This window comes from Salmonella sp. SAL-020, from assembly GCF_017372215.1.
GTDB lineage: Bacteria > Pseudomonadota > Gammaproteobacteria > Enterobacterales > Enterobacteriaceae > Salmonella > Salmonella enterica.
The window spans coordinates 1,100,390-1,113,613 of the sequence record NZ_CP071690.1; the positions used below are offsets into that span (position 1 = coordinate 1,100,390).

Annotated in this window: 9 protein-coding genes and 1 pseudogene; 6 read left to right on the forward strand and 4 right to left on the reverse strand. The window is 48.8% G+C overall.

Annotated features, from left to right (window positions below; all coding sequences use genetic code 11):
• The first annotated feature begins 74 nt into the window (after positions 1 to 74).
• The 3 genes from tctD to J1G48_RS05330 all read left to right on the forward strand — a co-directional run bounded on the left by tctD (position 75) and on the right by J1G48_RS05330 (position 3,297).
• Positions 75 to 749, forward strand: coding sequence for a transcriptional regulator TctD (gene tctD, locus J1G48_RS05320; RefSeq protein ID WP_001237934.1), 675 nt, complete (start codon positions 75 to 77; stop codon positions 747 to 749).
• Positions 736 to 2,151 (forward strand): sensor histidine kinase, encoded by a 1,416-nt coding sequence (locus J1G48_RS05325; RefSeq protein WP_000872348.1) that lies wholly within the window; start codon positions 736 to 738, stop codon positions 2,149 to 2,151. The genes tctD and J1G48_RS05325 overlap by 14 nt, the downstream gene beginning before the upstream one ends.
• A 132-nt stretch (positions 2,152 to 2,283) precedes the next feature.
• The gene (locus J1G48_RS05330; RefSeq protein WP_001059351.1) at positions 2,284 to 3,297 is read left to right on the forward strand and encodes a HoxN/HupN/NixA family nickel/cobalt transporter; all 1,014 of its coding nucleotides are present in this window, start codon (positions 2,284 to 2,286) and stop codon (positions 3,295 to 3,297) included.
• Positions 3,298 to 4,018: 721 nt separating this feature from the next.
• On the opposite strand, the gene J1G48_RS05335 is transcribed toward J1G48_RS05330, so the two are convergent.
• Both J1G48_RS05335 and J1G48_RS05340 read right to left on the reverse strand, forming a co-directional pair.
• Positions 4,019 to 4,915: an antimicrobial resistance protein Mig-14 gene (locus J1G48_RS05335; RefSeq protein ID WP_000701510.1), complete on the reverse strand. Its 897-nt coding sequence runs from the start codon at positions 4,913 to 4,915 to the stop codon at positions 4,019 to 4,021.
• 293 nt (positions 4,916 to 5,208) lie between these two features.
• Complete coding sequence (locus J1G48_RS05340; protein ID WP_000178740.1) at positions 5,209 to 6,138, reverse strand: VirK family antimicrobial peptide resistance protein; 930 nt, start codon at positions 6,136 to 6,138, stop codon at positions 5,209 to 5,211.
• 518 nt (positions 6,139 to 6,656) lie between these two features.
• On the opposite strand from J1G48_RS05340, the gene pipB2 reads away from it, so the two are divergent.
• The 3 genes and pseudogenes from pipB2 (at position 6,657) to J1G48_RS05355 (ending at position 10,922) form a co-directional block, all read left to right on the forward strand.
• Complete coding sequence (gene pipB2 / locus J1G48_RS05345; RefSeq protein WP_001675481.1) at positions 6,657 to 7,709, forward strand: SPI-2 type III secretion system effector PipB2; 1,053 nt, start codon at positions 6,657 to 6,659, stop codon at positions 7,707 to 7,709.
• Between the two features lie 174 nt (positions 7,710 to 7,883).
• A pseudogene (locus J1G48_RS05350) lies at positions 7,884 to 8,216 on the forward strand (hypothetical protein).
• A 531-nt stretch (positions 8,217 to 8,747) separates the two neighbouring features.
• A complete protein-coding gene (locus J1G48_RS05355) occupies positions 8,748 to 10,922 on the forward strand; it encodes a TonB-dependent siderophore receptor (protein WP_001675482.1) in 2,175 nt (724 codons plus the stop codon).
• 41 nt (positions 10,923 to 10,963) lie between these two features.
• On the opposite strand, the gene J1G48_RS05360 is transcribed toward J1G48_RS05355, so the two are convergent.
• Positions 10,964 to 11,893 carry an alpha/beta hydrolase gene (locus J1G48_RS05360; protein WP_000274364.1) on the reverse strand — a complete coding sequence of 310 codons (930 nt, stop codon included), beginning with the start codon at positions 11,891 to 11,893 and terminating at the stop codon, positions 10,964 to 10,966.
• A 31-nt stretch (positions 11,894 to 11,924) separates the two neighbouring features.
• Positions 11,925 to 13,169 carry an esterase family protein gene (locus J1G48_RS05365; RefSeq protein WP_001239937.1) on the reverse strand — a complete coding sequence of 415 codons (1,245 nt, stop codon included), beginning with the start codon at positions 13,167 to 13,169 and terminating at the stop codon, positions 11,925 to 11,927.
• Positions 13,170 to 13,224 lie beyond the last annotated feature (55 nt).

Here is a 13,224-nt window from a genome sequence, read left to right on the forward strand (position 1 = left end):
TTCGGTTGCGTGATTGTTAAAACAATAACCTTTCAATTCCCTTTCAATGCGGCAGAAACTTTACAGGATGTGATATGCGTCTCTTATTGGCGGAAGATAACCGTGAGCTGGCTCACTGGCTGGAGAAAGCGCTGGTGCAAAACGGCTTTGCCGTGGACTGCGTATTTGACGGCCTGGCGGCTGACCATCTTCTGCACAGTGAAATGTACGCGCTGGCGGTGCTGGATATCAATATGCCGGGAATGGATGGACTGGAGGTGGTGCAACGGCTGCGTAAACGCGGTCAGACCTTGCCCGTTTTGCTGCTCACGGCGCGAAGCGCGGTGGCGGATCGTGTAAAAGGTCTCAACGTCGGCGCCGATGACTATCTGCCGAAACCCTTTGAACTGGAAGAGCTGGATGCCCGTTTACGGGCCTTGCTGCGACGCAGCGCTGGGCAGGTTCATGAAGTTCAGCAACTGGGGGAATTGATCTTTCATGATGAAGGGTATTTTCTGTTACAGGGACAGCCGTTAGCGCTGACGCCGCGTGAGCAGGCGCTCTTAACCGTATTGATGTACCGACGAACGCGGCCGGTTTCGCGTCAGCAGCTTTTTGAACAGGTGTTCAGCCTGAACGATGAGGTAAGCCCTGAAAGCATCGAACTTTATATTCATCGACTGCGTAAAAAACTCCAGGGAAGCGATGTACGAATTACGACGCTGCGCGGCCTGGGTTATGTGCTGGAGCGCGGCGATGAAGTGGGTTAAGCCGCAATCGTTGTACCTGCAACTCTTACTGTTCCTGGGGTTGCCGCTGATTCTGCTATGGGGGCTGTCGGCGTTTAACAGCTATGTCAATGCGCTACAGGCCGCCACTCAGGCTTATGATCGTACGTTGCTCTCCTCGGCGCGAACGGTATCGGAACGGCTGGTGGTGCGCAATAACCATCTGGAAGTTAACGTGCCCTGGGTGGTGCTGGATAGCTTCGAGCTTAATATGAATGATCGACTCTATTACAAAGTCGTCGACCCTTCCGGAAAGGTCATTTCCGGTTATGACGATCTGCCCGTCATGCCGCCCGCTACGCCCCGTACCCGGCTTTATCCGGCGCTGGCGTGGTTCTATCATACCGAGTATCGCGGCGAGGCGATCCGCGTGGCGCGTTTGCTACAGCCGGTCAACGAAGGCGGCATTATCGGCATGGCGGAGATTTATGTCGCAGAGACGCTGCAGTCCCGTCGTTATCTGGCGGGCCAACTGCTGTTCTCTTCCTGGATCTCACAGGGGCTGCTGGTGTTGCTGACCCTGGTGCTGGTTGGCTGGTTATTACGCCGGATCCTGCGCCCTATGCGTCAACTTTCGTCATTAATGGTACGCCGCGAACCGGGTCTGTTAACGCCGCTGCCGGAACTGCTGCCGTGGTCGGAAACACGCTTGTTAATCGTGGCGTTTAATCGCTACATTGACAGGCTCCGCGGCATTCTCTCCCGGCAGGAACGCTTTAGTGCCGATGCTTCTCACCAGTTAAAAACGCCGCTGGCGGTGTTAAAAACGCAGGCGGCGGTGGCGTTAGCCAGCCAGCACCCTCATCATTGGTACGAAAGTCTGCAGGCGATGAGCGTAACGCTGGATAGTACCATTCAGCTCACGGAAAGATTGTTGCAACTTTCTGCGGTAAAGCATAAAGAGCAGGGCGAGCGGCGCTTTTCCCCGGTGAATCTGTACGATATCGTACAGAGCGGCTGCTTTACCCGCCTGGCGCAGGCGCGGAGTAAACATATCGACCTGGGCTACGAAGGCGAACAGGAAGCGATGTGGATCGAGGGGGATGAGGTACTGCTTAGCGAGCTATGCGGAAACTTGCTGGATAATGCGCTGAAATACACGCCTGAGCAAGGTATCGTCACCGCGCGGCTTGAACGGGATGGCGATGCCGTGACGCTGGTTGTCGAAGATAGCGGCCCCGGCATTGATGATGAACACATCCATCTGGCGCTACAGCCGTTCCACCGGCTCGATAACGTAGGAAATGTGGCCGGGGCGGGCATTGGTCTGGCTTTGGTCAATGATATTGCACGCCTGCACCGTACTCATCCCCATTTTTCCCGTAGTGAAGCGTTGGGAGGGTTATACGTTCGGATACGCTTTTTAAGCCTTGTTCCGCAGTAATGCGCACAAATGTGTCAGCGGTAAAGCACGTTTACAAAAAGTCGCATCTTGAGGTGTGACGTTTTAATCAAATAATCATACATTCCCCCTACAAACCGTAGCGTTAATTAAAAATATAGTGGGTGCAGGGGCATGAATAATCATACTAAACGACGGGGAATAGCATTAACCGTCTTTCTTGTCGGGGTTAACATCCTGGCCTGGATTTGGGCGTTCTGTGTTTTTCATCACCATGCAGTCATGCTAAGTGCAGCCATACTGGCGTATAGCTTTGGGCTGCGTCATGCGGTTGATGCCGATCATATCGCAGCCATCGATACCGTCACCCGTAAACTGATGCAGCAGGGTAAAACGCCTTTAGGCGTGGGGGCGTTTTTTTCATTGGGTCATTCGACCATTGTCGTTCTGGCATGTCTGGCGATTGTTGTGACGTCGATGGCATTTCGCGATCGTATTGATGTTTTGCATCAATATGGTTCGTTGATTGGTACGGCTGTTTCCGCTTTTTTTCTGCTGGCGATGGCCCTGCTTAACCTGTTTATTTTGTTCAACGTCTGGCGGCAATTTCGCTCGGTTACCCGCGGCGAGTCAGTGAGGGCGCATGACGAGGCCATACCTGGCGGGCTGATGACGCGTATATTTCAGCGTACGTTTCGTTTGGTCACTTCCAGTTGGCATATGTATTTTGTCGGTTTTCTGTTTGGTCTGGGATTTGATACCGCAACCGAGGTTGGGTTGCTGGGCATTTCCGCTTCAGCAGCCAACCAGGGGCTATCTCTCTGGTCAATGATGATTTTTCCTGTGCTGTTTACCGCCGGGATGGCGCTGGTAGATTCCCTGGATAACTTTGTCATGGTCGGCGCTTACGGTTGGGCTTTCTCGCATCCATTACGCAAGCTTTATTATAATATGACCATTACCGCCGCATCCGTCATTGTCGCGCTGGCGATTGGCGGGCTTGAGGCGCTGGGGTTGATTGATGATGCGTTACAGTTAAGCGGAACATTTTGGCAGACCGTCAGCACGCTTAACGATCATATGGGGAATGTGGGCTTCTGGGTAGTGGGTGCTTTTGTGCTATTCTGGCTGCTCTCGTTGTTGAATTATCGCTGGCGCGGCTATGATAAAATCACCCTCAATACCTGATTGATTTCTTTAAAAATAGCATTTCGGCAGTGGTGTCATATCATTGCCGAAGCATTTTATCTCCTGAGAGTATATTCTTCCCGGTAAGTGCGTTATTTTTCATGCTTGCCTTTCGTTATCAATTTAAGCAATCCGATATAACATACAATACCAAAAATAATAATAACAGTTGTATACCCAAGAATCAGCCAGTCTGCATGTGTCATAATATAATCCAGTTATCAGGTATCCCGTGTTAAGGCGATCTTTAAGCCTGTTGTCAGCAAGAACCACTGTACCCGTTCAGTGCTGTTGGCAATAACGTATTGTTTATGCACAAGAGCGTTGTTACAAATAACGTATACATTGAGCATAGACCTCACCCACATTTTTGTAATGCCATAAAGCAAGGCTACACCTTTAATCTACTGACGGTATGCCAGGCCAGAAGAGATAAAAGGGTAGTTGTCATCATCATCTGTTCCTGACGCCAGGTTAATGACACACACATATGAAAATGTATAACCGCTGCACGCTTTTTAGCACGTTATCTGTAACATACTGTGTTAATCAATTCCGTAAAACCGAGTGTAGTGTAAGTGAATTTCGAGTAATTGTCATTATGATTATATGGTGGTTAACTTATTTTTCAAATTATGATTAAACTTTCGTTTTTTATCAGTTCATCAGGACTTATGAAAAATCTGGACGTAAAAAACATATTTACGTCCAGGCTTTCTTTTTAGCAAATCGATTTTCCGGTAAAATAGGGGGTCGACCACATGCGCTTATATTCCCATTCAGGCTTTAGTATGCCGATGGAAAAAAGCAATTTTTTTTGTCTTTCCTGGCAGTAATGTCTGGCACGGTTAATATTTAGCCACATTAGTATGCTGCCGGGACTGAGTGGTCTGAACTCATTTTTAATTGCACCATTAGATACGTCAAAGTAGACGTTCATCTGGCTTTCAGATTTCAATACGATATCAAATGCACAGGGTATCCCTTCAATATAAAGAATATGCCCAAACAGAAGGTGATGCAGTTGACTAAAAAAGTTGGCAAGGTTATCAGCGGGATAGCAGGATGAAGTATTGCCGAAACGAGACCGAAATAACTCGATAAAAATATGAGTCAGTTCATCAGAAGAACAATCAGCAACGCTTTTTACACTTCCGCCTTTTTTAAGAAATCGCTGATATTCATTACGGCGTGTTTTTTCAAACTTAGAAGAGAACGTTTCTTTGACCAGACAATTTTGTTTCTTTCTGGCGAGTTTCCATATGGCATTGCGTATTTGTGGCTGATGCAACGCCGAAAGTCGGTTAGTACGATCGGGTAAGAAGCAGCGTAAATCTGGTGCCATTGGAATAAGTATCTCATCTGACGATAGCGGGAAGGTTCTGCGCGTCAGGATGCCAATATTCTGATCATTACAGATAAAGTAGGCGCCTTTAATCTTATCATCTTCTTTATAGTGGAAGAATTTAAAATGCCAGTTATGGCGCTTCATAAAATAATCAACAATATCTGGGTGCATATTGATACTACCGCCGTATTGCGTAAACACCTCCCGGTATAGGGTAAAGGAAGACGGCTGCCAGCGGGTTAATATACGCTTAACTTCTTGTATTTTCACCAAAACTCCTGACTTGGTTTACTGAAAATTCTATTTTGTATTATTTTTTTGCTTAACCAAATAAAAATGTGACAAATGTTTAGCTTGTATTTAATGGTTAACATGCTAATCGATGGCGTTATGGTGAAGGGAATAAGATTAAGATGTTGATCATAGCATGAGTGAAAGCGACGGTTAAATGCCGCGCTATTCACTCGCAAGCCATTCTGTATTTAACCATCCAGTAGCGATACAGATTTCAAAGAGATCCGCTGAACGGTAGCAGGATCTGCACATCCGCGTATGAAATAGTTCTACCGGGAGAGGCTGTTAACCTCTTGTATTATTGTATCCAGAATATGATAGCGTTTCCGATACTCTGCGCGTTTTTTGCTGGGGATACTTTCAGGCGCTTTACGCATCACCTGTGATGGCAGATGATATAAGGCACCTTTCTTAACGCCGTTTAGCGACTCCCAGAATTCACTATAGCTGGCCACAAAAGTTTTTTTCTTCTGGAATAAGTACCTGAGTTGACGATAAACATGGTTGTTTTCACTTACCGCATAAATCTCGTCGACATTACAGGCCTGCATCAATGTTGCAAAAGCTTCATACAGCATCCGTTTAGGAAAGAGACCGTAACAATCTTTGGTGGCGTTACGTATGACTTGTGGGCCGACATGTTTACTGGGCCCTTGTAACCCGGCAACCAGCGCTATTTGCTTCCCTTCATGGCGGATAAAGGAAAATGATAAACGTGCCAACGGCGTATCATTGAAACACAGCGTTAATGTCAGCTCACCTTCTCTGTCATAGCCACAGGGACCGCAGTAGATATCTACCAGAGCGTCGTTTTTTCCTTCCAGGTGAGCGAGCAAGATTTGTTCCTCGGACAGGAGGATCTTTTTAATTTTACTTTCCGGAAAGGACTGAACGAACTGGTAGTGTTCCAGAATAGCTTTTGCCCGGCAACGTATGCTAAGCCCGGTATACAAATAGGGCCGCTGGATTTTTGCCGGCAACAGTGGACGATGAATAATCAGCGTTCTGGGCTGAGACAGATGGCATAATTCATTGAAGTATTTAATTGTCGTTACGGGGTTAATAAGGCAACGTAATACAAATTTATAGCGAAACTTACGCTCTCCCCAGCGTTTATGGCGATAAGGCGTCTGCGCCATGACTTCTTTTAACATTAATAATGGATTATATCTTTCCATATCACTTTGCTGCATCGTCATACTACGTCCCTACTACTCGATAGACTTATAACCGAGACGGTAGCCTGATTGAGTTAAACGTAAAGGCAACGAAGAAGGTCTGTACAGACGATGTTGTTAAACAGTTTATCAATGGCGGTAATAAAACGCCTGAACACGCTTTTTAATAGGTTTTCTGCTAATGAGTGGGATGAGTCCTGAACGTAGTATTAAAACGAATGCCGTGTTTATTATTTTAAATGATGTTATATACTCTAAATAATTCGAGTTGCAGGAAGGCGGCAAGCGAGCGAATCCCCAGGAGCTTACTAAAGTAAGTGACTGGGGTGAGGGAACGCGGCCGCAGCACATGCAACTTGAAGTATGACGAGTATAAGCCAATATATTTATTTGGCTGCTATTGTGTAAGCCAGACAGCAACGCGTCGTGATACGTTATTATGTAACCAGACGTAAAGGGGGTATTCACCTTATCTCTAAATGCAAATCTATATGATAAATTTTATCATGCACTGTGTTGCTGTCTCTGGGAGAAAATATATGGAGCGTTCACTCGATAGTCTGGCTGGTATGGCTAAATCTGCTTTTGGCGCGGGGACTTCTGCTGCTATGCGGCAAGCTACCTCGCCCAAAACCATTCTGGAATATATCATTAACTTTTTTACCTGTGGTGGGATACGTCGGAGAAATGAAACACAATATCAGGAATTGATAGAGACTATGGCTGAGACATTGAAAAGTACAATGCCTGACAGAGGTGCTCCGTTGCCAGAAAACATCATCCTGGATGATATGGATGGGTGTCGTGTCGAATTTAATCTTCCTGGTGAGAATAACGAAGCTGGACAAGTTATTGTACGAGTCAGTAAAGGCGACCATTCTGAGACAAGAGAAATTCCGCTTGCCTCTTTTGAAAAAATATGCCGAGCTTTACTATTCAGATGCGAATTTTCTCTCCCTCAGGATTCTGTAATATTAACTGCCCAGGGAGGCATGAATCTTAAAGGCGCTGTCCTTACCGGAGCAAATCTGACGTCAGAAAATTTATGTGACGCAGACTTAAGCGGCGCAAATTTAGAGGGGGCAGTGCTGTTTATGGCGGATTGTGAAGGTGCAAATTTTAAGGGCGCAAATCTATCGGGAACATCACTAGGCGACAGTAATTTCAAGAACGCCTGTCTGGAAGATAGCATTATGTGTGGCGCTACCCTCGATCACGCTAATCTTACTGGCGCCAATTTACAACACGCGAGTCTGTTAGGCTGTAGCATGATAGAATGTAATTGCTCCGGTGCAAATATGGATCACACTAATCTTTCAGGCGCAACCCTTATACGTGCTGATATGAGCGGTGCGACATTACAGGGTGCTACTATAATGGCTGCAATTATGGAAGACGCTGTCTTAACCCGGGCAAATCTGCGAAAGGCGAGTTTCATTTCTACGAACCTGGACGGGGCTGATTTGGCTGAGGCTAATTTAAACAATACCTGTTTTAAAGATTGTACACTAACCCATTTGCGTACCGAAGACGCCACAATGTCTACAAGTACACAAACACTCTTTAACGAATTTTATAGTGAAAATATTTAGCCCTTTTTGACGTAAACCTGAAATAAAAGCAATGTAAGAATAACAATCTGCTACTGAATAGTAGCTGAGAGTAAATTATTTACAGTATCTTTTATTATTACAGGAGTATGCGACGGTAAAAATATCTGAATAACCATTCCTATTTTCTCAAGTAGAACTTCCAACTAAAGCGAATTGTTTGAAAAGGAAAACGCTATGCCTGGATGTATAAGTGCCTGTTCGTGCGTTGTCAGCTCGACGCCTACCGATCCTAAGGCCCCCCCTAAGCCTAAGTGGATAGAGTTAAAAGGTTATTGTGTTACATGTACTAGTCAGGAGGATATTCGTCCACCTAAAGAGGGTGAACCAAAGCAAAAAATGACACCCAAGGATTTAGTGCTGTTACGCGGTCTTTTAAAAGACCTGGGGGTAACACAAAATCCCTAGCAAGACCCGACAGTAAAATCCACTAACTGTGGGTTGTCATTTTTCCCGGTAGATGCTGGAGAACGAGAAACCGATGTTTGATGGTTTTCTGTCTGCAAAGCGCCTGATAAATATTACCAGGCGCTTTGTATTTTGGCGCCAACATCACTTTCATCGTCATATATCGAATGACTACAATCGTATCCGATCCCGCCATTACCCTGACGGAAAGCCTCTGGCAAACTGTAAGAACGGTTCGCCGTCGGCAGGGAAGCGCCGATGGACTCTGAACCGCGCTATACCATTTTTCCTGGTTGTTTCTTGTCATTAACGCTTTGAAAAATAGTTTTATTTTATCTATTCCTGTTTTGTAAAACCTCCGCTCAGTAGGCGCATTCTGCCACCCTTCCCGGATTTATTGGCAAAGCGGAGCCCGGACAGAGAGTCATATTGCAAAATCCCGTTTCTGTTTTCTTATGACCAGATTTTTGCGGTCGAAAGATTGCCTTTTTCTTAATTGAATGATAATTATTATCATTAGCATATGATAATAATTACTATATAGCCGTAACCTGGCAAGGATGTGAGCTTGAGGGCAACAGCGCTACTTTAGACATTATTTAGGGAATGGGTATGAAAGTTAATAAGTTCCTCTGGTTAATAACCGTGGTTTCTACAGGGGTTAATAGTCCATTATCAGCAGCAGAATCTACAGACGACAACGGCGAAACGATGGTGGTTGAATCCACTGCCGAGCAAGTATTAAAGCAACAGCCGGGCGTTTCGATTATTACTCGTGACGATATTCAGAAGAATCCTCCCGTTAACGATCTTGCCGATATTATTCGTAAGATGCCTGGGGTTAATCTTACCGGCAATAGCGCCTCGGGGACGCGCGGAAATAACCGACAAATTGATATTCGTGGTATGGGGCCGGAAAATACCTTAGTGCTGATTGACGGCGTGCCGGTGACGTCACGAAATTCGGTTCGCTATAGCTGGCGCGGAGAACGCGACACCCGTGGCGATACGAACTGGGTACCGCCGGAGATGGTAGAACGTATTGAAGTGATCCGTGGGCCCGCCGCCGCGCGCTATGGCTCCGGTGCCGCTGGCGGGGTGGTGAATATCATCACCAAACGTCCGACTAACGACTGGCATGGTTCGCTGTCGCTCTATACCAACCAGCCGGAAAGCAGCAAAGAAGGTGACACCCGGCGGGGTAACTTTAGCCTTAGCGGCCCGTTGGCTGGAGATACGTTGACGATGCGCCTGTACGGTAATCTCAACAGAACCGATGCCGACAGCTGGGATATTAACTCCTCCGCCGGTACCAAGAATGCCGCCGGACGGGAGGGGGTCACCAATAAAGATATTAATAGCGTCTTCTCATGGAAAATGACCCCGCAGCAAATCCTTGATTTTGAAGCGGGATACAGTCGGCAGGGGAATATCTATGCCGGCGATACGCAAAACAGTACTTCGAACGCGGTTACTAAAAGTCTGGCGCAGTCCGGGCGGGAGACCAATCGCCTGTACCGGCAGAATTACGGTCTAACTCATAACGGCATCTGGGACTGGGGGCAAAGCCGCCTGGGGTTCTACTATGAAAAAACCGATAATACCCGCATGAATGAGGGACTCTCCGGCGGCGGCGAGGGGCGCATTACCAACGACCAGACGTTCACCACTAACCGCCTGATCTCGTATCGCACCAGCGGCGAGGTGAATGTCCCGGTGATATGGCTATTTGAGCAAACGCTCACCGTCGGCGCGGAGTGGAACCGCGATGAGCTGAACGATCCTTCCTCTACCAGTCTGACGGTTAAGGATAGCAATATCGCCGGGATTCCCGGTTCGGCGGCTAACCGTAGCAGCAAAAATAAATCGGAAATCAGTGCGCTGTACGTTGAAGATAATATCGAACCCATGGCCGGTACCAATATTATTCCGGGTCTGCGTTTTGACTATTTGAGCGAATCCGGGAGTAATTTTAGTCCCAGTCTTAACCTTTCCCAGGAGTTAGGTGAATACGTCAAGGTGAAAGCCGGTATTGCCCGGGCCTTTAAGGCACCGAACTTGTATCAAACCAGTGAGGGGTATTTACTCTATTCGAAAGGCAACGGTTGTCCAAAAGATATTACGTCAGGCGGCTGTTACCTGGTCGGTAATAAGAACCTCGATCCTGAAATTAGTATCAATAAAGAGATTGGGCTGGAATTTACCGTAGACGATTATCACGCAAGCGTAACGTATTTCCGTAACGATTATCAGAATAAGATTGTCGCAGGTGATCAGATTATTGGCAGAAGCGCATCTGGCGCTTATGTATTGCAGTGGCAGAACGGCGGTAAAGCGCTGATTGAAGGTATTGAAGCCAGCATGGCTGTTCCGCTGATGCCGGACCGTCTGAACTGGAATACCAATGCGACTTATATGATCACTTCTGAGCAAAAAGATACCGGTAATCCCTTATCGATAATCCCGAAATATACGGTGAATACCTTCCTCGACTGGACTATCACCAGCGCGCTCTCCGCTAACGTCAACTGGACGTTATACGGCAAGCAAAAACCGCGAACACATGCGGAGTCGCGTAGTGAAGAGACCAAAGGATTGTCCGGGAAAGCGCTGGGGGCTTACTCACTGGTCGGCGCTAACGTTAACTACGATATCAATAAGAACCTGCGTCTTAATGTCGGTATCAGCAATATCTTCGATAAACAGATCTATCGCTCCGCCGAAGGGGCAAATACCTATAACGAACCGGGTCGGGCTTATTATGCCGGTGTGACGGCCTCGTTTTGATGGATTATGCCCGTCGCTGGCGGGCATATTCTGGCGGCGGGTTAATGACAGCGTGGTTTTTGGCTTGCCGGTTCGCGACTGATATCCAGCAATGCACTGCGAAAAGAGGCGTTAAACATGGGCCCGTGGCCCAGGCCCGGGTAATGCTGCAGGGCCGCGTTAACGCCGTTGTTCTCAAGCGTTCTCACGGTCTCCTGAACTTTTTGCAGGAGCTCGGCCATCTGGCGTTGCCTGCTATCCCCATTCGACGCTGAACCTTCCATTATGATGAGTTTTTTATGGCAGAACGGCGACGGCTTCACTGCCGTAAGGCGATTCAACAGGGCAAAGTTATCCCTGCTGAGTGACGGGCTGGCGCTGTAATAGATATGAAAGAAGGATGATGACAGCCAGGAGTCTAAAACGAACAGGCCGCCATAAGAATGTCCCCATACCCCGCGCCGTTCGGGGTTGATGGTTATTCCTTGTTCCACCTGCGGCGCGATATGTCTCTCCAGTAGCTGGCGGAACGCTGGCCCGCCGCCGGTCTTACGATGAAAACGCGGGTTATTTTCACTGCCTTCGATTCCCGGCGCCGGCGTATAGTCATAAGCTCTGCCGTTAAGATCAAACGGCAGGTTAGTCTGATAGCCAATCGCCACAATCACCGGCGGCGAGTGGTCTGCCAGCTGTTTGAGCAGCGTCTCCGGCAGTCTGTCCATCACTGCGTTGCCGTCCAGCATATATAAGACAGGATAACCCGACGGCGGGGCGGCTTTATTGGGAATAGCGGTCCATACCCGGTAATGTCTTGCGCCATCGGCAGATTGAAAGTCATTGACCCTAAAATGGTAATATCCCGAACCTTTATCAGCAATATTCGGTCCTAATGGCTGCATATCCGGCTGCGCATAACTCAGCGCGCTAAAACAAAAACTCACTAAAAATAGCGCCATGCGATAGCACTTGTTGTGGTACTGGCGACCATACATCGGATGTGATTCCTTTTTGGCAGGTGAAGTTTTATCGGGGCAGTAGACGTAATCCGTCAATCAGCGCGCCGCGCCACCAGGCATAATCGTGACCGCCGGTGTACACGCTGCAATGGCTTTCAACGCCGGCGGCGCGCAATTTTTCATGCAACTGTTTGACCTGCGGGACCGTCGAACCTTCCAGCGCTCCCACGCACAGATGCGTACGTACGGCTGGCGAGGGCGCGGATAACACATGTTCGCTGACCCATGAGCGCTCTTCTGCGCTGAAATGGGGCGGGCGATTGCGGTTGTCCGGCGTCCACCACATTGAGGGGGAGTGGCTCAGCACCAGGCCGAAGCTCTCTGGCGTGTGGCGGGCCGCCATCAGCGCGGTCACGCCGCCGAGGCTTTGCCCTGCCAGCACCGTTTGTGTACGGTCCGCCCACCGCCGTTCCGGGTAGTTGGCGCGAAGAGTTGGCAGCAGGCGTTCGGCAATGTCGAGCACCAGCTCGCGGCGACCGCCGAGGATTGCGACGCGTTCACGCGCGTTGATGTTATCAATGCCGAGTACGGCCACCGGCGCGATGCGTCCGCTGCGGATGGCGGCGTCAATGGCGGCGCTTACCCCAAGATGGTCGAACCAGATCTCGCCATCCGTGAGTACCAGCAAGCCCAGCGGTTGTACGACAGGAACGTCAGGAAGATACAGCCGCACACGGCGACATTGTCCGGCGAGCCGATGCTCTGAGGTGAAAAGCTGCCCGGCGTAAGCGCGACAGCCTGACCACTCCTCCTGTGCCGGGGCATGATCCAGCGCCAGAACGGACTCCTGCGCATTGCCCCGAACATTTATTCCCGGCGTGCTGTTCAGCGGGTCCGCCTTCCCGACAAGGGAGGCGAAACGGCTTCCAAGCTGCAACACCGTCTCGTCCGGGGTTTCCGGTGGTATTTCGACCATCGTATAGGAACCGCAGTAGGACGCCGGTAAGCGAAGCGTCAGATGCCAGATATCCGTTGTGGGCAGTTGCGTCATCATACCTTTCGCCACGTTATCTTTATCGGTGACACGGTTCAGGCGAACATAAACCCCCCGCAGAGGAGAGGCGGCACGCCACAGGAAGGTGACTTCCCGTTCATCGTCTGCGCCGTTAATGGCTGTCACCAGCGGCAGTGCGAGCGAGTTTGCTTCTCTCCAGAAGTGAGAAGCGTCAACCTGGCTTCCGGCGGCGAGTTGGCGGCGAAGGCGCGTAGCGGTCTGTATAGCGACAGGAGCGACGGGCGGGCTCAGTCTCATTCTTTGTATTCCATCTCATTTATATTTCGGTTAGTACTAATAGCTAAAGCGGCTG